Origin of the sequence: Clostridium zhoujianii (assembly GCF_051590805.1) — a bacterium.
Lineage (GTDB): Bacteria > Bacillota > Clostridia > Clostridiales > Clostridiaceae > Clostridium.
Genome location: NZ_JBPUTF010000004.1, coordinates 43,630 through 68,200 on the forward strand (window position 1 = coordinate 43,630; position 24,571 = coordinate 68,200).

Genomic DNA, 24,571 nt, shown 5'->3' on the forward strand with positions numbered 1-24,571 from the left:
CTGATAATTTAAGAATGTTTTGATTTAAATATAAAAATTTTAAAGCGCAGGAGGAGTAATAATGGAGAAGATATATGATTTATTAATAATAGGCGGTGGACCAGCAGGCCTTTCAACAGGAATATATGCAGGTAGATCAAAATTAAATACGCTAATTATAGAAAAAGGAGAATTAGGAGGTCAGGTAAATAAGACCTTTGAAATTTCAAATTATCCAGGGGCAAGGGATAGTAATGGTCCAAAGCTTATGAAGGAAATGAGAGATCAAGCTGAAGACTTTGGGGTAAACTTTATGGTTGCAGATGTTACAGATGCAGATTTAAAGGGGGAAACTAAAATTCTTAAAACAAATAAAGGAGAAATAAAAGGTAGGGCTGTAGTAATAGCAACTGGAGCTTCACCAAGAACTTTAGGTTTTAAGGGTGAAGGAGAATTTACAGGAAGAGGTGTAGCTTATTGCTCAACTTGTGATGGACAGTTCTTCGAAGGGCTAGAAGTATTTGTAATTGGTGCAGGTTTCGCAGCAGCAGAGGAGGCAATATTCCTTACTAAGTATGCAACGAAGGTAACTGTCATAGCAAGAGAGCCGGAGTTTACTTGTGCAAAGTCAATTGCGGATAAGGTATTAAATCATCCAAAGATAGAAGTTAAGTTTAATACAGAAGTAGTTGAAGTTAACGGAGGAGATATGATAAATCATGCCATATTCATTAATAATGAAACTGGCAAAACTTTTGAATATCATGCTAAAAAAGAAGATGGTGCTTTTGGAGTTTTTGTATTCGTAGGATATGCACCTCAAAGTGATTTATTTAGAGGAATACTAGAACTGGATAGATCAGGATATATTATTACTAATGAAAATATGGAGACTAATTTGCCTGGGGTTTATGTTGCAGGGGACTTAAGACCAAAAGAATTAAGACAAATAGTTACTGCTGTTTCAGATGGAGCTATAGCAGCAACTGTAGCTGAAAAATATATTATTGAATTAAAAGATAGACTTGGTATAAAAGAAGAAGAGTATATTGTTAAAAAGCAAGATAAAAAAGAAGATATAGTTAGTAATAAAGATAATAGTTTAGGAGAAGTTTCAAGAAAAAGTAAGCTGTTAAATGATGCTTTGAGAGCTCAGCTTAAGGGTGTATTAGGTAAGTTAGAAAGGGAAGTCACTCTTGTATCTATAGTAGATGAAAGTAATGCAAAGTCTATAGAACTACGAGATTTGGTATTAGATATTTCGGATTTAGGAGAAAAGATAACTGCAGAAATTTATGTTAAGGGTAGTAATTTAGAAATGGAAAATAAAATAAATGCAGATAAATACCCAATAGTTTCTCTTCTGGATGAAAACAAAGAATATAGTGGCGTTAAGTTCCATGGTGTACCAGGGGGCCATGAGTTAAACTCATTTATTCTTGCCATATATAATCTTGGCGGTCCAGGACAGCAAATTTCTAATGAAATATTAGAAGATATTAAAAAAATAGATAAAAATACAAATATTAAGGTTTGTGTATCATTATCATGTCACCTATGTCCAGATGTTGTAGTAGGGTCACAAAGAATAGCTATAGAGAATAAGAATGTAGAAGTTGAAATGATTGATATTTCTAACTTTAAAGAAATAAAAGATAAATTTAAAGTTATGAGTGTGCCAGCCGTAATTGTAAATGATGAAAAAATTTATTTTGGTGCGAAGAAAATAGAGGAAATTGTGGAACTTATAAAATAAAATGATTTCGTAGTAGGAGATAGTAGTATCTAATTATATTAGGCACTACTATTTTTTATTTACAAATGATAATGAGACAGAATATAACAGAATTGTAATAATCATGAAAGGGGTAGGTGAAATCGTTTATAATTAGTTGAGTATAATATATAAAGGAGTGCTTAAAATGAGAAAAAGATTTTCAAAAGTAATTTTCCTGATTTTACCCATTATAGCTATTTCATTTTTGCAAGGTTGTTCAGAGAAGAAGGAGCCAACAAATGATGCCACCCAAAGTGAAGCAAATTCAAGTGAGGGGAAGGTAGCAGATATATTATGGGAATTTAAGACTGGCGCAGCCATTGCATCATCTCCTGTAAAATATGATGATGATATTATATTTGGTAGCGGTGACAAGAATTTATATTCTGTTGATTTACAGACACATGAAAAAAACTGGAGTTTCGACGCTGGAGTAGGAATTAACAATACACCAATTATTGATGGCGATAATGTGATATTTTCTACTAATTCAACATGTTATGAATTAGATGCAAAAACCGGAAAAGAAATATGGAGATATACAAGTAGCAAAGTTGGTAAAGAAACTTTGAATGGATATGATTATCATTTACCATCTCCAGTTCTCTATAAAGATTTAGTTATATTTCCAAATAGAAGCGGAGATATTTATGGACTTAATAAGTCTACTGGAAAGTTAGAGTGGGAATACAAAGCTGAAGGAAGTTCAGATATTCTGACAACTCCATCAATTCAAGGGGATATAATGTGTATTGGAGATGTTAAAGGAAATGCTATTGCAGTGGATTTAAATACACAAAAGACTATATGGAGTAATAATACTGGTTCGAATATTATTCATGCTGCTTTTGTATATAAGGATTATGCTTATTTTGCTGGAAGAGGAACTACTTTAGACGTATTTAATATAAAGGATGGAAGTAAGGCATGGTTATATACAGATCCATCAAGATCTTGGCTAACTGGTGATATGGTAGCTAAGGATGATATAGTATATGTTCCAGGGTCTGATAATCGTAATGTTATAGGTTTTAAATATGATACTGGTGAGAAAGTTAAGAGCTTATTGGGGGAAGGAAATATTTTTTCAAAACCTTATATAGATAATAATATAATGTATTTTTCTGCTGGAGATGTTTATTATAGCAAATCAGGGGGTATTTCAGGATATGACTTAAGTACTAATAAAAAAGTAGTTAAAATTATGATTGAGTCGCCAATGTATTCGTCACCTATAGTTATTGATAATGTTCTTTATGTTGGTAGTTCAAACGGAAAACTTTATGCAATAGATGTTAAAACAGAATAAATTATATTTGGACCTAAGATGTAAGTATTTATGTACATTATGGAAGGATTCAATAGATTTAGAACTAATTATGTTTTAGCCATTGGTAATATCAAATAATAATATAACAGAATTGTAACAATGAAGAACAAAGATAAAAAGCATGATTATAATTAATTGTATAGAATATATAGGGGCGTGTAGTGTGAAAAAAATATTTTTTAAAGTAAGTTTTTTAATTGTACCTGTTATAGCATTTTCCTTATTACAAGGATGTTCTAAAAAAGTAAAAACAGATCAAACAACAACAGATAAAGTAAAGACAGCTGATGTATTATGGAGCTTTAAGGCGGAGGGACCTATTGTATCATCACCAGTAAAGTTTGAGAATAATATTATTTTTGGTAGTAACGATAAGAAACTATACTCTATTGACTTAAATACACATGAAAAAGTTTGGAGTTTTGAAAGTGACGGAAGGATTAGCAATACACCTATTATTGAAGAAAATACTGTGATATTTTCTAGTAATTCAACTTGTTATGCATTAGATGCAAAGACTGGAAAAGAAGTATGGAAATATAAAAGTGATAAGGTTGGTAAGGATCTTTCTGGGGGATACGATTATCACTCACCATCTCCTACTCTTTATAAAAGTTTAGTTATATTTCAAAATAGAAGTGGAGATATATATGGTATTAATAAGGTTGATGGAAAGCTACAATGGCAATATAAAGCAGAGGGATGTGATGATGTCATAACAACTCCAGCAATTCAAGATAATATTTTATGTATTGGAGATGTTAGTGGAAATATTTTTGGGATTGACTTAGATACACAAAAAACTATATGGAAGAAAAGTATTGGTACGAAGATTGTTCAGGCTGCATTTATCTATAAAGACTATGTTTATTTTTCTGGTAGAGATAATATAGTGGCAGCATATAGCTTAAATGATGGTGGTGAAAAATGGTCTTATGCAGAGCCGATAGGGTCCTGGTTAACAGGAGATATGATAGCTAAAGATGATATAGTGTATGTTCCAGGGTCTGATAATCATAAAATAATAGCTTTTAATTACAATGATGGTAAGGTAGTTGGCAATCTACTTGGAGAAGCGAATATATTTTCAAAACCTACGATAAAGGAGGATATATTGTATTTCACTTCGGGAGATGTTTACAAGAATAAAACAGGTGCTGTATCTGGATATGATTTAAGTACAAAGAAAAAAGTTTTATTAAAGATGTTTGAATCAACAATTTATTCTTCTCCTATGGTGGATGAGGATGTTATTTATGTTGGAAGCTCAGATGGAAATCTTTATGCATTAGATGGAAAGGTTGAATAGATATTAAATAAATAAAAAAGTAGCAATCTAATTAAATAGATTGCTACTTTTTTACTTAGAATATAAAGTTAGCGATTAATACTATTATTGGTAAAGTCACTAAAGTTCTTTGAATGAAAATAATTATAAGATCCTTTAAATTTACAGGAATCTTTGAACCTAGAAGTAGTCCACCTACTTCTGACATATATATTAATTGAGTTACTGATGTACAAGCTATTACGAATCTTGTCATTTCACTTTCAATAGATGTAGCTAATACTGATGGAATAAACATATCCGCAAATCCTACAACTAATGATTGAGATGCTTGAGCTGCCTCAGGAACCCTTAAAAGTTCTAATAATGGAATAAATGGTGTACCAAGTATTTGGAAGAAACTTGTGTACTCTGCTATCATAAGAGCAATTCCACCCATAGCCATAACAACAGGTAAAACTCCTAACCACATGTCTATAACATTATTTAATCCATCTAATAAAAAGCCTTTAATACTAGAACTACTATCAGCTTTCTTTAATGCATTTGATAGTCCCCAAGTAAATGAAGTATATCCATCAGGGATTAAATCTATATTTTCCTTTACTGGACTTCCATCAACATAAGTATTTGGTTTACTTGATAGTGGTGGAACCCTTGAAAGTATAATTGCTGCAACTACACCAGCAAAACTAACAGTCAAATAGAAAGGTACAAACATATGAGCAAGACCTACTTGGGTTATAACCATTAAACTGAATGTAATTGATACAGCAGAGAATGAAGTACCTATAATTGCGGCTTCCCTCTTTGTATAAAAACCTTCTTCGTATTGCTTACTAGTTAGTAATATACCAATTGTTCCATCCCCTAGCCAAGAAGTAATACAGTCAATTGAGGATCTACCAGGTAATCCAAATATTGGTCTCATAACTTTAGTTAGTAAAGCACCTACAAATTCTAGTAATCCGTGATTAAGTAATAGTGGCAAAAACAATCCTGCAAATAGGAAAACTGAAACTAATAAAGGTAATAGGCTATATAAAACCATGCCGCCAGTAGAATCAGACCATATAAACTCAGGTCCTATTTTGAAGTAAACCATTATTGTAAGTATCATTCCAATTATTCTAGCTAAAAGCCAAATAGGAGTAACATTAAATAATGAGTTTAAAGTTCTATTTTTTGGCTTAATTATTTTAATTAATATACTTCCTATAGCTGATAAAGAAACTAATATCATAGCGGCAAGTGGTAAGAAATCACCAAATGTTTCTACTATGTAATTAGATAGAAAAGCTACTGGAATTGTAAAATCTCCTTGAATTTTCATTGGTATCATAAATAATAATATACCTAACAATGAAGGTATAATAAATTTCAATAATGAAGAAATTTGAAATTTTGAATTTTTATTCATTTTCTATCCCCTTTTTATTATAAATATACAACAGTAACTATTTTAATATATTAAAAATGAAAATGATAGTGTTATTTTACAAAAAAATTTAATATTTATTCATAAATATTAAATAATATAATATTAAGACTTAGATAAATTAAAATATAAAGAGATTATATGGTAAAATAATGGAATGAATATGATGTTCGTATTAGTTATAGATATGCTAATATTCAAGTTATAGGTTATAATGATATAAAGTGTATAGGTACAAAGTTGAAAAAAAGCGGTGTACCATATAAAAGTAATAAATTAAAATAATATATGATGAGGTGATAGAATGATAAAAGTTATAGCATCAGATATGGATGGTACATTACTTAATAGTGAACATAGAATATCTAAGGAAAATATAGAAGCTATAAAAAAGGCTCAGGAGAAAGGAGTACATTTTGTAATAGCAACAGGTAGAGATTATGATGGAGTTGAATTTCTACTTAAAGAAAGCGGCATAGAATGCGAATGTGTGCTAATGAATGGTGCAGAGTATCGTGATAAAGAGGGTAAAATAATAGAAAAAATTAATATAGATAAAACGAAGGCTACTGCAATTGTGGATATGATACAAGATGGTGGAATGTCAGCAGAGATATTCACAAATGATGGAATATATAGCACACAAAATGAAGATGATGCAATGAAGGGATTTGCTTACAGAATGCAATCTTTTGAAAAAGGGATGACATTTGAAGAAGCATTAGAAGCAGTAAAAACTCATAGGCATTTTTCAGGTTTAAAATACATAAAAGATATGGACGAATTTTTAAAGAGTTCTATTGAAATTAGAAAAATAATTGCATTTTACAATGATATAGATGCTATTGCTAAAATGAAGGTAAAGCTTGAAACAATAGATGGGTTAGCAGTTTCATCATCATTTAGGGATAATATAGAAGTTACGGATATATCAGCTCAAAAGGGAATTATTTTAGGGCGAGTAGTAGATAAATATGGAATAAGCAGAGATGATGTTATTGTGTTAGGGGATAGCTTTAATGATTATTCTATGTTTAAAGAGTTTAAAAACTCTTATGCCATGGAGAATGCTGTACCAGAAATTAAGGAAATTGCTACAAATATAACAGATACAAATGATAACGCAGGAGTTGCGAAGGCAATATATAGGGTTTTAGAAGATTAATATATAGCTGATAAAATATGAATCCCAGTAAGTAGAAATAATATTCTACTTGCTGGGGTTTTGTTTTATTACAAAAATAGAATAATTTAATTTTTATAAATGAAGATTAAACTTATAAGAAAGTTATCCTAAAAATATTTTTGATGTGGTAATATATATTGTAGATAATTAAATAAAAGGGGGGTAACATGAAGAAGTTAAAAGAATATGGAATAATTACATTTGGAGTATTACTAGTAGTAATATCCTTTGAACTTTTTTTCTTTCCTAACAATATAGCTTCTGGAGGAGTATCAGGATTAGCACTTGTAATCCACGATATGTTAGGAATTGAATCGGGAATAATAATGTTTATATGTAATGCTATATTATTTATAATAGCCTTCATATTCATTGGTGGAAGCTTTGGTATTAAGAGTATATATGCATCATTTGGTTTATCAGGTGTTTTAGCTTTTATAGAAAAGAATTGGACACCAGTAGCAGTTACAGATAACTTGATTTTAGCTACAGTATTTGGGAGCGCAATATTAGCTCTAGGAACTGCAATTATGTTAACACAAGATGCTTCAACAGGTGGGACGAGCATAATTGCTAAGATGTTAAATAAGTATTGTCATATTGATTTTGGCAAGGGGCTTTTAATAGCAGACTCAATAGTTATCTTAATGGCAATGTATACATTTGGAATGGAATTAGGGCTAGTTGGTTTACTAAGCGTATACTTAACTGGAACATTAATAGATAAGTTTATAGATGGATTTAATTCATGTAAGCAAGTTACTATATTTACGGAGAAAGAAGAACTTGTAGTGAATTACATAATGAAAGACGTAGATAGGGGATGTACTATATTTAAGGGTAAGGGTGGCTATACTGGTAAAGAAAATAGTGTTATATTAACAATATTAAGTAGAAGACAATTCATTCAATTAAAGCAGTTTATGATAATAAATGATCCAGAGGCGTTTATAACAGTAAGTGCTACTACAGAAGTTCTTGGAAAGGGCTTTGGTAGTTTAGTTGAAGAGTAGAGGATGTATCTAATGGTACAAGAATGGAATTGAGATAAATGAATAAGAATTTTAATCTGTACAGGTACAAAGTAATATTTTTTGGGTTTAAATTATTATTTAAATAGATTAAGATATTTTATAGAAAAGGGCTTAAATTTTATACTAAGTATGATATCAAAAAATAATGAGAAACTTGCCGGAATTGATATTATTAGTTAGATATACATTTTAGTATAGGATTAAAAAATAAGGAAATATAAGATATGTAGTACCCCCACAATACTATATTTTAATTGTTTCCGAAGTAAATAAACTATTTAAAATGGATAGAAGATAAATCTTCTATCCATTTTTTATAATAAATTTTACAATTCAAAGGTTAATAGAATTAATGTTTATAAGTTGGATAAACTAACCTAAGGAAAAGGAGAGTTTATTATGAATAAAAGAAAAGTTATTTCTAATTTAATTATAGCTAACTTAGCTTTAATTCTATTAATTATGATAGGGAGATTTCAAATAGTACATGACTTTATTAATGTGATTATTTGGGTGATGTTTACACCTATTATTTTTGGTGTGTTTTTATTTTATATATTAAAGCCTTTAAATGAAGTATTTATAAGAAAAGGGTTAAAAAGAGGAAAGGCAGCAAGTCTTACATTAATAATATCAGCTTTCATACTTGCAGCTATAGTACGGTACCTTGGAGGGTATTTTATACAACAGGTTATACAATTAAAGACAATAATATCAGAAACAATACAGGGTGAAAATATAATTGGAATAGCTCAAGAATATATTGAAAATGAGGGGTTAAAGTCTGTTACAGGGAACTTATCTACCCAATTAATGGGGTATATAAATATACTAATATCAAATGCAAAAGAGATATTTGATAAGGGGATGATGTTATTTTCAAATATATTATTAGTAATATTAATAACTTTCTTTTTGTTAAAAGATGGAAATGAGGTTAAACCATATATATTAAAGTATTGCCCGGGAAAATATAGGGATGTTGTCGATGAAACTCTTGGAGAAGGAGATAATGTATTATCAACATATATTATAGGGCAGGCAGTTGTAGCCTTTTCATTGGCGACTATGGTTTTTATAGGATATACAGTTATAGGAATGCCTAGTGGATTATTATTAGCCTTTGTAACATTTATACTAGCATTCATTCCTTTTGTAGGATTTTTTATATCTATGATAATTCCATATGTAATAGCTATTGCATTAGGTTTTGATATGATAGTAAAACTATCAATATTATTTGTAATAGCTCAGACATTAAAGGGGAGAGTAGTTGTACCTTTTATAATGGGAAAGGCAATGAAGATACATCCAATAACAGATATATTTTTAGTTGTAGGTGCAGCTGCAATTGGTGGACCTATAGCAGCTTTTTGTGTAGTACCTATTTATTCCTTGGTTAAGGTAGGGTATGGAAATTTAAAAAAGGGGAAGATTTAAATATGCTAAAAATGAAGTTATCATTTATAAATATTTAACTCGAAGGGCTAACTTCAGATACCTATATCAGAAAGTAGCCTTTTACCTTGCTATGGCTTAAATAGTTGATAAGATAAATTAGGTATAGTAATATAAATATTATAAATAAATATAACTTAAGGGGATGTAGAAATGGGCTTTCGTCACAGATTAAAGGATGTAAATAGGATAGTAGTTAAGGTAGGTACATCAACGTTAACTTATGACAACGGAAATATCAATCTAACAAGAATAGAAAAGTTAACAAGAGTGTTATCTGACATACTTAATTCAGGTAAAGAAGTAGTACTTGTAAGTTCAGGTGCAATAGGTGTAGGAGTCAGTAAGTTAAAGTTAAAAGAGAAGCCCCAAAGTATACGTGAGAAACAAGCGGTAGCAGCAGTAGGACAGTGTGAATTAATGCATATATATAGTAAGTTTTTTAGCGGATATAGCCATGTTGTGGGACAAGTATTACTTACTAGAGATGTAGTAGAGGACGAGCATATAAGAGAAAATGTATGTAATACCTTTGAGACTTTACTAGAAAAACGCATAGTTCCGATAGTAAATGAAAATGATACTGTATCAATAGATGAAATTGAAAATATAGTAAGATTTGGAGATAATGATAACTTATCTGCTATAGTAGCAGGGTTATGTAATGCAGATTTATTGATAATTTTATCTGATATAGATGGTTTTTACGATTCAGATCCAAGAAGCAATGAAAATGCTAGATTATTGAAAATTGTTGAAGCTGTAACTCCAGAATTAGAAGAATGTGCAGGTGGTGCAGGTTCTAATCTAGGTACTGGAGGAATGATTACAAAGCTTGCAGCAGCTAAAACTGCAGCTGAATCGGGTGTGGATATGGTTTTAGCTAATGGCAGTGAACCATCTGTATTATTAGATATTTTAGAGGGGCAAGAAATAGGTACATTATTTATAGGAAAAAAATAAATTGGGGGTATTAAAATGAGTGAGTTAAATTTAAAGGGTAAAAGAGCAAAAGAAGCGTCATATGAACTTATGAATGCATCCACAACAGAAAAAAATAGTGCTTTATTAAAGATGGCTGAAAAATTAATAGAGTATAAGGATGATATAATAGGTGAAAATAAAAAAGATTTGGACAAGGCTATAGAAAAAGGCACACCAAAGGCTATGTTAGATAGACTTGCTTTAGATGTAAAGAGAATTGAAGATATGGCCGATGGATTAAAGCAAGTGGTTGCACTAGCTGATCCAGTTGGAGAAGTAACCTCTATGTGGAAGAGGCCTAACGGTCTTCAAATAGGTAAGCAAAGGGTACCTTTGGGAGTTATAGGAATTATATATGAGGCTAGACCAAATGTAACTTGTGATGCAGCAGGGCTTTGTTTGAAGGCTGGAAACACAGTGATTTTAAGAGGTGGTAGTGAAGCTATTAATTCTAATAGGGCTATAGTTAAAGCTTTAGTTAAAGGAATTAAAGAGGCTGGCCTTCCAGAATACGCTATTCAATTAGTTGAAGATACAAGTAGAGAAGTTGCTACTGAAATGATGAAATTAAAGGAATTTATAGATGTTCTTATTCCAAGAGGTGGGGCTGGGCTTATTCAAGCAGTAGTCAATAATGCTACTGTCCCTGTTATTGAAACAGGGACTGGTAATTGTCATGTTTATGTTGATAGCGAAGCTGATTTAGAAATGGCAAAGGATATTGTTGTAAATGCTAAGACTACTAGACCATCTGTATGTAATTCAGAGGAAAAATTATTAGTTAATGAAAAGGTAGCGGCAGAGTTCCTACCAATAGTAATTTCAGCTTTAAGAGAAAATGGAGTTAAAATCATAGGTGATCCAAAGGTAAGAGAAATAATTAAGGATGCAGAAGAAGCAACTGAGGAAGATTGGGGCAGGGAATATCTTGATTTTATAATTGGAGTTAAGATAGTTAAAGATGTTGATGAAGCAATTAACCATATAAATAAATATGGTAGTGGTCACTCTGAATCAATAGTTACAAAGAGTTATGATAATTCTCAAAGATTCCTTCAAAGAATAGATGCAGCAGCAGTTTATGTTAATGCATCAACAAGATTTACTGATGGATGTGAATTTGGATTTGGAGCTGAAATCGGGATAAGCACTCAAAAGCTTCATGCAAGAGGTCCAATGGGGCTTACTGAATTGACTACTAATAAATATATTATTTATGGAAATGGACAAATAAGATAATTAGTAGATTAAAAACAAAGGATAAGTTAAAAGTGGCTTTGCCACTTTTTTTTAATAGATACATAAGAAAATAAGAAATTTAGAGGGAGATGATTATGATTAAATTAAAAAAAATAATAATTATTATATCTGTAGCCGTTGTAATATTACTTTTTGCCGGGCTAGCCTTTGCGGGAAATTACTTCTATAATTTAGCCTTAAATCCTAACACTTCTAAAGATAAAGTTTTTGGAACACCTAATGAAGAGGTGGTAGAAGTTAGTGGAGTAGAAGAAAGTGCGGAAATTCAATGGAAGAAGAACAAAGAGTGGCTTTTAGGTGAGTCTGGTTATAAGGATGTTTATTTAAACTCAGAAGATGGATTAAAGCTTCATGGATATGAGGTAGAGAATAAAGAGCCTTCAGATAAATGGGTTATTTCTGTTCATGGTTATATGGGACAAGGTAAGGATATGAGTGCCTACGGAAAGAATTTTTATGATATGGGATACAATGTCTTAATACCTGATTTAAGAAGTCATGGTACAAGCGAAGGTGATTATATTGGAATGGGATGGGATGATCGTAAAGATATTATAGGATGGATTAATAAGATAATTGAGAAGAATAGTAATGCTCAAATAGTCCTACATGGTGTTTCAATGGGTGGTGGAACTGTTATGATGACATCAGGTGAGAATTTACCGAACAATGTTAAAGCTATTATAGAAGATTGTGGATATACATCTGCTAAGGATGAATTTGCATATCAACTTAAGGAGTTATTTGGTCTTCCAAAGTTCCCAGTTATAAATGCAGCAAGTATAGTAAGTAAAATAAGAGCAGGTTATTGGTTAGGTGAAGCATCAGCAATTGAGCAAGTTGCTAAGTCTAAAACTCCAATGTTATTTATTCATGGTGATAAAGACGATTTTGTTCCTTATTCTATGTTAGGTGAAGTATATAATGCTGCTAATTGTGAGAAGGAAAAGGTTGTAATAGAAGGAGCAGAACATGCTAATTCAAACAAAGTAAACCCAGAATTATATTGGACAAGTATATATAATTTTATCAATAAGTACGTAGATTAGATATTGGAGGCAGTTTTATGGAGTGGAAGGTAAAAGGGTTTTATGATTTAACCTTAGATGAATTATATGGAATATGTAAAGCCAGATATGAGGTATTTGCATGTGGCCAAAAGATTTTTCAAGAGAATGATTTTGATGATATAGATAAAAAGGTATTTCATTTATTCTTAGAAGATAAAAATAAGGTGATAGCATATGCAAGAGTAATTCCAAGTGGTATTACTTATGATAAGGCATCTATTGGTAGAGTATTAGTTTTAGATGAGTATAGAAGAAAGGGATTAGCTACTGAACTTATGAAAAGAGGAGTAGAGTTTCTTCAAAAGGAGCTTAAAGAAAAAACAATAGTTATTTCGGCTCAACTTTATGCAAGGGGACTTTATGAAGGTGTAGGGTTCAAAGTAATATCAGATGTTTACGAAGAAGTAGATATACCCCACGTTAAAATGAAATTAGAATAAAGCTAGTTATATAAGTGAAAGGTGTGAGTACTAATCTTTAATTAGATTAGTACTTTTTTTATATCAAATACACACAAAATGTAGAAATTAGTCATAGTTTATTAATAAGTATAAGAAGTGAAAAAAGAATATACATAAGAGAGTAATTAAATTGTACACATAAGAGATTAATTAAATAAACAAAGAAGGGGAGAAAATAATATGAATTTAAGAGAGGCTAACTTATTATCAACTGTTAAGGTTGTTAATATAAATGCACAGGGAGAGCTAAGAAGGAGATTTTTAGACCTAGGAATAATAGAAGGAACCAATATAGAGGTTTTGTATAAGAGTCCTTTTGGAGATCCTACAGCATATTTAATTAGAGGTGCTGTTATAGCTATTAGGGGAGAAGATGGTGAAAAGATTCAAGTAGCAAGCTTTAATTAGGAGGAAGAGATGGGCTTAACTAAAAGTTCAACTGGTATGAAGGTATTATCTAGGGATAAAGTGAAGGAAAGTAAGAATACTAATTATGAGATTGGCTTGGCAGGTAATCCCAATGTAGGCAAGAGTACAGTCTTTAATGCTTTTACTGGATTAAATCAGCACACAGGAAATTGGCCAGGTAAAACTGTTGCAAATGCAGAAGGAACTTATGAATTTGAAGGAAAGAGAGTTAATATAGTAGACTTACCAGGAACTTATTCATTACTATCAAATTCAGAGGAAGAGGAAATTGCCAGGGATTATGTATGTTTTGGTAATCCTGACTTGGTTGTAGTAGTAGCAGATGCTACTTCTTTGGAGAGAAATTTGAATCTGTTTTTTCAAATTTCTGAAATGACAGAGAAGGTAGTACTTTGTGTGAATTTAATTGATGAAGCTAAGAAAAAAGGAATAGTTATAGATGAAAAAAGGTTGAGCAATGAAATAGGGGCTTCTGTAGTAATGGCTGCAGCACGACAAAATGAAGGGATAGAGGATTTAAAGAAAAGTGTTATTAAAGAAGTTGAGAATAGGGTAAGTAGAACTAAAGAAATTAGATATGATGATAACATAGAAGAAGGCATAATCAGAATTAAAGAGCTTATACAAAATAATGCCAATATACTTATTGATGAAAAAAAACTTAGATGGGCTTCCCTTAGGTTATTAGAAGGCAATGAAGGAATAATAAAATCAATAATAGATAAATTTGAAATAAATGATGAAATAATTAGTAAGATTAATGAAATAAAGAAAGATATAGATAATAGAAATATAGAGAAAAATATTGAGGATGCAATAGTTAAGACTCTAGTAAAAAAAGCAGAGGAAGTATCAGAAAAGGTTGTAAAGGTTGAGGGAAAGTATGATTCCTTTCATAGAAAAGTAGATAAGCTATTAGTTTCAAAGGGAACAGGAATTCCTATAATGATAATCCTTTTATTAGTTATACTTTGGATAACTATAACCTTAGCTAATTATCCATCTCAATTACTAGCAAGTGGCTTTGGAATATTAGAGGATTGGATTAGGGGATTATTTACGTCTACTTCATTGCCTACATGGGTTGGAGGGATATTAATAGATGGAATATATGTGACTTTAGCCTGGGTAATATCTGTTATGCTTCCACCTATGGCAATATTTTTTCCTATGTTTACTTTGTTAGAGGATTTGGGATATTTACCAAGGATAGCATTTAACCTTGATAAATGTTTTAAAAGGTGCTGTTCTTGTGGAAAGCAAGCATTAACAATGTGTATGGGTCTTGGCTGTAATGCAGCGGGAGTAATAGGTTGTAGAATAATAAATTCTCCAAGAGAAAGGTTGATAGCTATATTAACTAATGTATTTATGCCCTGTAATGGAAGATTTCCAACATTAATAACTATAGCAACTATATTTATAGGTGGTAGCCTAGTTGGTGGGATTGGAGGAAGCTTTAAAGCAGCTTTAGCAGTTACAGTAATAATTATACTTGGTGTATTCATGACCTTAATAGTATCTAGAATTTTATCTAAGACTGTACTAAAAGGAATACCTTCGAATTTTATACTTGAATTACCACCCTATAGAAAACCTCAGATAGGAAAGGTATTAATTAGATCTATTTTAGATAGAACATTATATGTATTGGGGAGAGCAATTGCAGTTGCAGCACCAGCAGGAGTAGTTATATGGATATTTGCAAATGTGCCAGTTGGTGAGATAAGTTTACTAACTTATTGTGCTGATTTTTTAAATCCCTTTGCAAATGAAATTGGGTTAGATGGATATATTTTAATGGCATTTATATTAGGGCTTCCAGCAAACGAGATAGTTATGCCTATTATTATAATGAGTTATGTAAGAGCTAGTACACTTCTAGAGATGGATAGTATGCTAGAATTAAAAGAATTATTAGTTGCTAATGGATGGACTTTATTAACAGCTATTAATATGATGATTATATGTTTAATGCATTATCCTTGTGGAACTACGCTATGGACCATTAAGAAAGAAACGAAGAGTTGGAAATGGACTATATTATCATTTTTGATTCCAACTGTAGCTGGAATAGCATTATGCTTTATAACAACACAAGTTTGGAGATTATTTGGATAAGAATAAATGAGCTATAAGATTTATCTGATAGCTCATTTATTTTATATTGATAAAAATTTTAGATAGAGAACCCTATGATATAATTATAGTTATTAATTATAAAGGGAATGATTTTATGTATAATTCAAATAAATTCACATTAATAACAGGTGGAAGCGAAGGAATTGGTTTAGAGTTAGCAAAGATTTTTGCTAAGAATAAAAATGATTTACTTATAGTTGCTAGGAATGGAGATAAACTAGAAAAGGTTAAAAGATTTTTAGAAGAGGGTTACAAAATCAAAGTATTAACAGTTGCAATAGATTTGTCGGTGGATAACTCTTGTGAAAAAGTATTTAACTTTGTGGAAGAAAATAATTTAATTGTGGATAACTTAATTAATAATGCAGGAGTAGGATCCTTTGGATTATTTAATGAGTCTGAAGATGGTTTTGAGGAGAGAATAATAGATTTAAATATTGTAACTCTAACTAAGTTAACTAAATATTTTCTAAAGGGAATGATAGAGAGAAAGACTGGTGGAATATTAAATGTAGCATCAACAGCTGCTTTTGTTGGAGGTCCTAAAATGGCTATGTATTATTCAACAAAGGCTTATGTATTATCATTAACAGAAGCATTGCATGATGAGGTCAAAGATTTTGGGGTAAGAGTAAGTTGTTTATGTCCTGGCCCTGTAAAGACTAGATTCCAGGAGAAGGCAGGGATAAAAAAATCAGAAGGTGCTAAAAAATATTTAATGGAGGCATCAAAGGTAGCAGAAGAAGGATATACTGGGTTTATAGAAGGTAAGGCTATAATAGTTCCAGGATTTAAAAATAAAATTTTAGTTATAGGAAATAAATTTATACCAAGGGCAATAAGTAGAAAGATAGTATTAATGAGCAACAAAGGATAGGGGGAATAAGAATGGATAAAATATTTGATGGATATCTTATGGTATCTGATATGGATGGTACTTTATTAAATAGTGAGAAGAAGATTTCAAAAGGAAACTTAGAGGCTATAAAATACTTTGTTGATAATGGGGGCAAATTTACTGTAGCCACCGGAAGGATGGTTCAATCAGTAGGAAATTTTGTTGATGAGATTAGGATTAAATTGCCTACAATTTTACATAATGGTGCAAAGATTTATGATTTCATGGAAGATAAGATAATAGCAGAACATTCAATTGAAGAGCATAGGAAGGAAGTAATAAAGAAAGTTAAGAGGGATTATCCTAATATAGGAATAGAAGTTTTTGCAGATGAGATTGTTTATATTTATCAAAGATGTGAGTTAACTAAGAGATATAATAAATATAATTACAATATTGTTTATGATCTACCTAATGAAGTTTGGGACAAGCCGTGGGTAAAGGTATTATTAATAGGTGATGAAAAGGACTTAGATAAGTTAGAAATAGAGTATAAAGAGCATTATGATAATGGGAATGCTTTCAGAAGTGGAGCAAACTATTTTGATATAGTGGCAAATGGCATCTCTAAAGGAATAGCACTTGAAGAGTTAATAGAGAGGTATAATTTTGATAAAACTAAGGTCATAGCTGTTGGAGACAACATGAATGACATAGAAATGTTAGAGGTAGCAGAGTATGGTTTTTATATAGAGGGAGGGGCAAAAAGGGGATTAGAGAGAGCAAAGCTAATAGCACCATCTAATGATAATAATCCTATAAAATATATTATAGGATGGTTAGAAAATAAAATTATAAAAGTTAAGAGAAGTTAGGTTTATTATAGACCTAGCTTTTCTTATATAAAAAATAAAGATATAGGTTAAAAAGAGAATTATTTATCTAAATTCAACTAATACTAATTTCAAAAGTATAAGGGAGTTTTAGTATGGATTTAGTTTTATATTTGGCCTATGTATTTGTTTTATATTCTTTTTTGGGATGGGTATTAGAAGAAGTATATTGCTTAGTTATAACAAAACATTTTAAGGAGGATGGTTTTTTATTTGGACCATTTAAACCTATGTATGGATTTGTTATTGCAATTTTAGTTTATGCAGTTAATGTACTGAGGACAAGTGGTTTTGCATTATTAGCCTTATTTATAGTGGTTCCTACCTTAATAGAATATATAAGTGGCTATGGATTAAGGAAGATATTTAACAAGGATTATTGGAATTATAGCCATATTAAGTTTAACTATAAAGGATTAGTATGTATGCGATTTTCAGTGTACTGGGGTATATTAACTGCTTTTGTTATTTTTATAGTGCAACCTGTTGTAGATTACATATTCTTTAGATATATGGGGGTATTTGATTTAATAACACCAATATTTATTTTATATATTATTGCGGATTGTTTAATAACTATAAAGCTATTAAGGGGATTCAAAGGTAAGATTAAAAAACAAGCTAGTGATATATAGTAAATTTATAAATATACGATAAATAATTATAAAGCTTTAGTCAGAGTGAATATAGGTATTTTAATTAAGGATAAAATAGCATGTAGTATCAAAGGAATATTACATGTTTTTTATATATTAATTAATAAAGGGGGAAACAATTATGTATAAGTTAAGGAGGAGAGGTAGGTTAATTATTTTAGGTCTATGTTTTGTTTTGTTTGGAGGTCCATTAGTTACATATGCTAATGTTAATCCTGTATTAGTAGATATGGGAGGTTCAATTATTATAGAAGGGCGTAATTTTACTTATGAGAATGCACCGGAAGCAGCTAGGTTAGAACATGAGGAGAATTGTAGGTTCGTTGGTATAGAACCATCACCATCTGATCCTATATTTATACCAAAGGAGGCATTTGGTAAGTATGGAGTAAGTACAGCATCTAGATACTATAGTGATAGCTTTAGAGTATATACTACTAATAGTGGTAGTAGTCTTGTGGCTTATGACCTTGGTAGTGGTAGGGAGTCTGTATTAGGTAGAGGACAATTTGTAGGTTATAATCATATTAATAGAGGGGAAAGTGTAGTTGTTGTACAACTTATGTTAAATAGGTATAAAGGATATTCACATATAATAGTAGATGGAATATTTGGACAAGGTACACAGTCCCTACTATGTACTTATCAAGAAAGTAAAGGACTGTCTGTTGATGGTATTTCTGGATCAAGAACATATGATACATATTTAGCATATTTAGGAATGTAATATAAATAAAAACCTTTCTAGTAACTTACTAGAAAGGTTTTTATAGTTAATTATAAATCTGATAGCCTTCCCTTACTTTTAAGGTGAGGGATTAATTTATCAGGATCATTCATTATTAATTCTTCAGGGAAATCAATAGATTTAAGCATCTCAATAGATTGATCAAATTTTCCTATAGTAAAAGATATATGAGAATCTGATGAAAGAATTATTTTAGTACTATGTTCTTTACATAGTTCTGCTATTCTCTTACAGTTATCTTTACTACCATTTCTTGAACTTCCAATTATAGAGCAGTTATTTATTTCAACCATTACATTTTTTTCTTTAGCCTTCTTAACAATAGCTTCGTAATCTAATTCATAATTTGGATTTCCAAGGTGTCCTACTACTTCAACCTTATCATTATTTTCAATAGCATTTATCATAGCCGTAGTATTCTCAGCTAATGACATTGGCTTAAAAATAGGTTCATGGAAAGAAGCAATCATATAGTCTAAAGCCTTACTTTCACTAGGTTCTAAATCTATAGAGCCACTTATATCCATTATATTTGCTTCTATACCTTTTAAAATAATAACACCATTAATAGTTCTAGGTACAACCTTAAGGTTACCAAAGTACCATGGGTGCGGAGCGTTAGGCATGGTTGGACCATGATCTGATGTACCTAATACTTTTATGCCATTTTCAGCACAGAAAGCTACATTTTCAAGTAATGTTGTATAAGCATGACCACTTACAATTGTGTGAGTATGTAAGTCTGATGAATAGTTCATAGGGAGTCCTCCTTAAATTTTAACTTTAGTTTATATTAATAGTATAGAGCAAATGCAAGAATTAATCCATTTAGCATAAGTAAAATTTCTTTAAAATAGGCTTAAATATCCTTGACAGGAAAAAGACTATAAACTAGAATAGTATAAAAGATTAAATCGTATAAAAAGTATAGATACACTTTAAATTGGTCCTGTGAGACCAGAAAGGAGTCTGCAACTATGTTATTTCAGAATCTTAAAAAGGATAACTGTATAGCTTTGTCTTTAGGGGCATCAAAAATAGCTAATTATAGATATATTAGGATAATGAGGAGACCTGTCTTTCTGTAGTCTCTTTATTATCCTTTTGTTTATATTTATACATAATTATTCCTTGGAGTGTATTATTTACAACATAAAATTAAGGGAGGGCTAAGCATGAAAGCAAAGCTAATTTTAGAAAATGGAATGGTTTTTGAAGGTAAGGCCTTTGGACACCTAAAAGATAGCGTTGGAGAAGTAGTTTTCACAACAGGTATGACAGGATATCAAGAAGTTTTAACTGACCCATCATACTATGGACAAATAGTAACAATGACATATCCCCTAATAGGAAATTACGGGATAAATTTAGAAGATATGGAATCAGATAGTCCAAAGGTAAAAGGGTTTATCGTAAGAGAAAAATGTAATTTACCAAACAATTTCAGATGTGAGTTAGAATTAGAAGATTTCTTAAAGCAAAATAAGATAGTTGGATTAGAAGGTATAGATACAAGAGCATTAACTAAGGTTCTAAGAAATAATGGTACTATGAGAGGAATCATAGTAGTTGATGAATTAGAGCAAAGTGATATAGATGAAAAAATTAATGCATTTTCAAATACAAACGCAGTTAAGACTGTAACTACTAAAAAGTCTTATACAGTAGAAGGCACAGGGAAGCATGTAGCTATAATGGATTTTGGTATAAAGCAAAACATTATAAGATGTTTCCAAAAGAGAGGATGCAAGTTAACTGTATTCCCAGCAGATACGAAGGCAGAAGAAGTACTAGCTGTTAATCCCGACCTAGTATTCTTATCAAATGGTCCTGGGGATCCAGAAGATTTACCAGAAGTAATTGAAAATATCAAGATGTTAGTTGGCAAGAAACCAATAGTAGGAATCTGTTTAGGACATCAACTTTTAGGATTAACACTTGGTGGTAAGACAAGCAAGTTAAAGTTCGGACATAGAGGATGTAACCATCCGGTTAAAGATTTAGAAACAAACAGGGTTGCAATAACTTCACAAAACCATGGATATGTGGTTCAAACTTTACCAGAAGATGTGGAAGCAACACATATAAATATTAATGATGGAACAATTGAAGGAATGAAACATAAAAGTTTACCAATATTCTCAGTTCAATTCCATCCAGAAGCATCAGCTGGGCCACAAGATAGCGAATATATATTTGATAAATTCATGGAATACGCACTATAGGAGGTTGAAGATATGCCATTAAATAAAGATATAAAAAAGGTTTTAGTTATAGGGTCAGGTCCAATAATAATAGGTCAAGCAGCAGAGTTCGATTATTCAGGAACTCAAGCATGTCAAGCGCTTAAAGAAGAAGGCGTAGAAGTTGTATTAGTAAACTCTAACCCTGCAACAATAATGACCGATAAAGAAGTTGCAGATAAAGTTTATATAGAACCACTAACATTAGAATTTGTAGAAAAGGTAATTGCTAAGGAAAGACCAGATAGTGTAATTGCTGGAATGGGTGGACAAACAGGTCTTAATATAGCAGTTGATCTTCATGATTCAGGAATACTTGAAAAATACGGAGTTAGAGTAATAGGTACTTCAATAGCTTCTATTAAAGAAGGTGAAGATAGGGAATTATTCAGAAATATGATGAACAGAATAAATGAACCTGTTATTCAATCTGAAATAATAACTGACCTAGAAGCTGGAATAGATTATGCAAATAAAATAGGATATCCAGTTATAGTTAGACCAGCTTACACATTAGGTGGAACTGGTGGAGGAATAGCTGATAATGAAGAAGAGTTAAGAGAAACTCTTGAATCAGGATTACAATTAAGTACAATAGGACAAGTACTTCTTGAAAAATCAGTTAAGGGTTGGAAAGAAGTAGAGTACGAAGTAATGAGAGACTCTTACGGAAACTGTATAACTGTATGTAATATGGAGAATATAGACCCAGTTGGAATACATACAGGAGATAGTATAGTTGTAGCGCCTTCACAAACATTATCAGATAAGGAATATCAAATGCTAAGAACTGCATCAATAAACATTATAAATGCAGTAGGAATAGAAGGTGGATGTAACGTACAATTCGCATTAAATCCTAACTCATTTGAATATGCAGTAATAGAAATTAATCCAAGAGTTTCAAGATCATCAGCTCTAGCATCTAAGGCTACAGGATATCCAATAGCGAAGCTTGCAGCAAAGATTGCTTTAGGATATGGATTAGATGAAATAAAGAATGCAGTTACTCAAAAGACTTACGCATGTTTCGAACCAACATTAGATTATGTAGTATGTAAGATTCCAAAATGGCCATTTGATAAGTTCTATGGTGCTGATAGGGAGCTAGGAACTAAGATGATGGCAACTGGTGAAATCATGGCTATAGGTGCTAACCTTGAGGCAGCTTTACTTAAGGGGATAAGAAGCTTAGAAATAGGGAAATATTCTTTAGAACATAAGAAGTTTAGAGAATTAAGTATGCAAGAGTTAAAAGAAAGAGTAATGGCTCCAGACGATGAAAGACTATTCGCCTTAGCAGAAATGTTAAGAAGAGATTACAGAATTGATAGAGTAGCTAAGATTACTGGAATAGATATATTCTTCATAGAAAAATTCAAGTGGATTGTTGAAGAAGAACAAAGGTTAAAGTTAAGTAATATAGAAGATTTAGATAAAGAGTGGTTACACAACTTAAAGAGAAAAGGATTCTCAGATAAGGCAATAGCAGATATGTTAAAAGTATCTCCAGAGGATATAAATAGATTAAGAGATATATGGAACATAAAACCTTCTTATAAGATGGTTGATACCTGTGGAGGAGAATTCGAAGCATTATCACCATACTATTATTCAACTTATGAGCAATACGATGAAGTAGAAGTATCAGATAAGAAAAAGGTTATAGTTATAGGATCAGGTCCAATTAGAATTGGTCAAGGTATCGAATTTGATTATGCTTCAGTTCACTGTGTAATTGCATTAAAGAAGCTTGGAATTGAAACTATAATAGTAAATAATAACCCAGAAACAGTAAGTACAGACTTTAATATATCAGATAAGCTATACTTTGAACCATTAACTGAAGAGGATGTATTAAATATCATTGAAAAGGAAAATCCAGATGGAGTAATACTTCAATTTGGTGGTCAAACAGCTATTAAGCTTGCAAACTTCTTAAAGGAAAAGAATATAGCGACTTTAGGAACAACTGCAGATCAAATAGATATGGCCGAAGATAGAGAAAAGTTTGATGCACTATTAGAAAAGTTAGGAATATCAAGACCAAAGGGTAAAGGAATATGGTCTGTTAAAGAAGGATTAGAGGAAGCAGAAAGATTAGGGTTCCCAGTACTTGTTAGACCTTCATATGTAATTGGTGGTCAAGGTATGGAAATAACTCATGATGAACAGGAGTTAACATTCTACTTAGAGCATGCTTTCGAAAAAGATACAAAGAATCCAATATTAATAGATAAATACCTAATGGGTAGAGAAATAGAAGTAGATGCAATTTCAGATGGAGAAAATGTATTAATACCAGGTATAATGGAACATTTAGAAAGAGCAGGAGTTCATTCAGGGGATAGCGTAACTATGTACCCAAGCCAAAACATATGTGATGAAATAAAGGCAAAGGTTTTAGATTACACTAAGAAGTTGGCTTTAGCAATAGGAATAAAAGGAATGATAAATATTCAATTCATAGAGTTTGAAGGGCAACTATATGTAATTGAGGTTAATCCAAGAGCTTCAAGAACTGTACCTTATATAAGTAAAGTAAGTGGAGTTCCAATAGTAGATATAGCTACAAGAGTAATGTTAGGTGGTAAGCTTACAGAGTTAGGTTATGGTGTGGATGTTTACCCAGAACCAAAATTAATATCAGTAAAGGTTCCAGTATTCTCAACTCAAAAGTTACCAAATGTAGAAGTATCATTAGGACCTGAAATGAGATCTACAGGAGAAGTTTTAGGTGTAGGAACAACTCTTAATGAAGCACTATATAAAGGCTTTGTTGCAGCAGGAATGTTCCCAGGTAAGGGTGATATACTTGCAACAATAAATAAGCATAATAAAGAAGAATTCTTACCAATGGCAATTAAGCTTTCAGAGTTAGGATACAAGTTTGTAGCTACAGAAGGTACTTGTAAGATGTTAAGAGAAGCTGGAGTAGAGGCTAAGGAAGTAAGAAGACTAGATGAAGCAAGACCTAATATATTAGATGTTATAAAGAATCAAGAAGTTGATTTAGTTATAAATACTCCAACTAAGGCAAATGATTCTAAGAGAGATGGTTTCTTAATGAGAAGAGCAGCTGTTGAAAGAAACATAGGTGTAATAACAGCACTAGATACATTTAGAGCTATAGTTGATGTTAAGGCTGATGGGTTAGAATCTAATAAGGATTTAGAAGTTTATAACTTAGCTAAATAAAAAATAAAAAATCAGGCTATGATATTTTAAGTCATAGCCTGATTTTTTTATTGTGAGCTATGTTAAATTATCTTTTAATACTTGCAAGAATACTGTTTATATTAGCATATAAATTATTTAGTTATAGTTAGTAAAAGAAAATATTGACATACGAACATT

General features: G+C 31.2%; 20 protein-coding genes. 18 read left to right on the plus strand and 2 right to left on the minus strand.

The genetic code is table 11. The features are described 5' to 3' along the window. Nucleotides 1–61: 61 nt before the first annotated feature. The 3 genes from ACSYT2_RS16150 to ACSYT2_RS16160 all read left to right on the plus strand — a co-directional run bounded on the left by ACSYT2_RS16150 (nucleotide 62) and on the right by ACSYT2_RS16160 (nucleotide 4,395). Entirely contained in the window at nucleotides 62–1,735 is a 1,674-nt protein-coding gene (locus tag ACSYT2_RS16150; protein ID WP_430857943.1) for an FAD-dependent oxidoreductase, read from the plus strand. A gap of 166 nt (nucleotides 1,736–1,901) precedes the next feature. Further along, on the plus strand, nucleotides 1,902–3,065 hold the full coding sequence (locus ACSYT2_RS16155) for a PQQ-binding-like beta-propeller repeat protein (RefSeq protein WP_430857942.1): 1,164 nt from the start codon (nucleotides 1,902–1,904) through the stop codon (nucleotides 3,063–3,065). A 184-nt stretch (nucleotides 3,066–3,249) separates the two neighbouring features. Further along, nucleotides 3,250–4,395, plus strand: coding sequence for a PQQ-binding-like beta-propeller repeat protein (locus ACSYT2_RS16160; protein WP_438385183.1), 1,146 nt, complete (start codon nucleotides 3,250–3,252; stop codon nucleotides 4,393–4,395). A gap of 55 nt (nucleotides 4,396–4,450) precedes the next feature. On the opposite strand, the gene ACSYT2_RS16165 is transcribed toward ACSYT2_RS16160, so the two are convergent. Next, complete coding sequence (locus tag ACSYT2_RS16165) at nucleotides 4,451–5,794, minus strand: YjiH family protein (RefSeq protein WP_430857940.1); 1,344 nt, start codon at nucleotides 5,792–5,794, stop codon at nucleotides 4,451–4,453. Between the two features lie 322 nt (nucleotides 5,795–6,116). On the opposite strand from ACSYT2_RS16165, the gene ACSYT2_RS16170 reads away from it, so the two are divergent. From ACSYT2_RS16170 to ACSYT2_RS16230, 13 genes are all read left to right on the plus strand, one after another. Then, nucleotides 6,117–6,977 carry a Cof-type HAD-IIB family hydrolase gene (locus ACSYT2_RS16170; protein WP_430857939.1) on the plus strand — a complete coding sequence of 287 codons (861 nt, stop codon included), beginning with the start codon at nucleotides 6,117–6,119 and terminating at the stop codon, nucleotides 6,975–6,977. Between the two features lie 188 nt (nucleotides 6,978–7,165). Continuing rightward, nucleotides 7,166–8,011: a YitT family protein gene (locus ACSYT2_RS16175; protein WP_438385184.1), complete on the plus strand. Its 846-nt coding sequence runs from the start codon at nucleotides 7,166–7,168 to the stop codon at nucleotides 8,009–8,011. A 420-nt stretch (nucleotides 8,012–8,431) separates the two neighbouring features. Further along, nucleotides 8,432–9,472: an AI-2E family transporter gene (locus tag ACSYT2_RS16180; RefSeq protein WP_438385185.1), complete on the plus strand. Its 1,041-nt coding sequence runs from the start codon at nucleotides 8,432–8,434 to the stop codon at nucleotides 9,470–9,472. A 171-nt stretch (nucleotides 9,473–9,643) separates the two neighbouring features. Next, nucleotides 9,644–10,453: a glutamate 5-kinase gene (proB, locus tag ACSYT2_RS16185; RefSeq protein ID WP_430857936.1), complete on the plus strand. Its 810-nt coding sequence runs from the start codon at nucleotides 9,644–9,646 to the stop codon at nucleotides 10,451–10,453. Between the two features lie 15 nt (nucleotides 10,454–10,468). Beyond that, entirely contained in the window at nucleotides 10,469–11,713 is a 1,245-nt protein-coding gene (locus tag ACSYT2_RS16190) for a glutamate-5-semialdehyde dehydrogenase (protein WP_438385186.1), read from the plus strand. A gap of 95 nt (nucleotides 11,714–11,808) precedes the next feature. Continuing rightward, the gene (locus ACSYT2_RS16195; protein WP_438385187.1) at nucleotides 11,809–12,783 is read left to right on the plus strand and encodes an alpha/beta hydrolase; all 975 of its coding nucleotides are present in this window, start codon (nucleotides 11,809–11,811) and stop codon (nucleotides 12,781–12,783) included. Nucleotides 12,784–12,800: 17 nt separating this feature from the next. Next, the gene (locus ACSYT2_RS16200; RefSeq protein ID WP_430857933.1) at nucleotides 12,801–13,244 is read left to right on the plus strand and encodes a GNAT family N-acetyltransferase; all 444 of its coding nucleotides are present in this window, start codon (nucleotides 12,801–12,803) and stop codon (nucleotides 13,242–13,244) included. Nucleotides 13,245–13,445: 201 nt separating this feature from the next. Then, nucleotides 13,446–13,673 (plus strand): FeoA family protein, encoded by a 228-nt coding sequence (locus ACSYT2_RS16205; RefSeq protein ID WP_430857932.1) that lies wholly within the window; start codon nucleotides 13,446–13,448, stop codon nucleotides 13,671–13,673. Between the two features lie 9 nt (nucleotides 13,674–13,682). Next, the gene (gene feoB / locus ACSYT2_RS16210) at nucleotides 13,683–15,815 is read left to right on the plus strand and encodes a ferrous iron transport protein B (protein ID WP_438385188.1); all 2,133 of its coding nucleotides are present in this window, start codon (nucleotides 13,683–13,685) and stop codon (nucleotides 15,813–15,815) included. A 115-nt stretch (nucleotides 15,816–15,930) separates the two neighbouring features. Continuing rightward, a complete protein-coding gene (locus ACSYT2_RS16215; protein ID WP_430857983.1) occupies nucleotides 15,931–16,713 on the plus strand; it encodes an SDR family NAD(P)-dependent oxidoreductase in 783 nt (260 codons plus the stop codon). 11 nt (nucleotides 16,714–16,724) lie between these two features. Beyond that, complete coding sequence (locus ACSYT2_RS16220; RefSeq protein ID WP_438385189.1) at nucleotides 16,725–17,549, plus strand: Cof-type HAD-IIB family hydrolase; 825 nt, start codon at nucleotides 16,725–16,727, stop codon at nucleotides 17,547–17,549. 113 nt (nucleotides 17,550–17,662) lie between these two features. Then, on the plus strand, nucleotides 17,663–18,202 hold the full coding sequence (locus ACSYT2_RS16225) for a putative ABC transporter permease (RefSeq protein WP_438385190.1): 540 nt from the start codon (nucleotides 17,663–17,665) through the stop codon (nucleotides 18,200–18,202). 142 nt (nucleotides 18,203–18,344) lie between these two features. Then, nucleotides 18,345–18,950: a peptidoglycan-binding domain-containing protein gene (locus ACSYT2_RS16230; RefSeq protein ID WP_430857928.1), complete on the plus strand. Its 606-nt coding sequence runs from the start codon at nucleotides 18,345–18,347 to the stop codon at nucleotides 18,948–18,950. 50 nt (nucleotides 18,951–19,000) lie between these two features. Here ACSYT2_RS16230 and ACSYT2_RS16235 read toward each other — a convergent pair whose 3' ends face one another. Further along, nucleotides 19,001–19,729 carry a phosphatase gene (locus ACSYT2_RS16235; protein ID WP_438385191.1) on the minus strand — a complete coding sequence of 243 codons (729 nt, stop codon included), beginning with the start codon at nucleotides 19,727–19,729 and terminating at the stop codon, nucleotides 19,001–19,003. Nucleotides 19,730–20,146: 417 nt separating this feature from the next. On the opposite strand from ACSYT2_RS16235, the gene ACSYT2_RS16240 reads away from it, so the two are divergent. Together ACSYT2_RS16240 and carB are read left to right on the plus strand one after the other, a co-directional pair. Then, nucleotides 20,147–21,196, plus strand: coding sequence for a carbamoyl phosphate synthase small subunit (locus tag ACSYT2_RS16240; RefSeq protein ID WP_438385192.1), 1,050 nt, complete (start codon nucleotides 20,147–20,149; stop codon nucleotides 21,194–21,196). Between the two features lie 12 nt (nucleotides 21,197–21,208). Further along, nucleotides 21,209–24,412, plus strand: a complete 3,204-nt coding sequence (gene carB / locus ACSYT2_RS16245) for a carbamoyl-phosphate synthase large subunit (protein WP_430857925.1) — start codon at nucleotides 21,209–21,211, stop codon at nucleotides 24,410–24,412. Nucleotides 24,413–24,571: the final 159 nt, after the last annotated feature.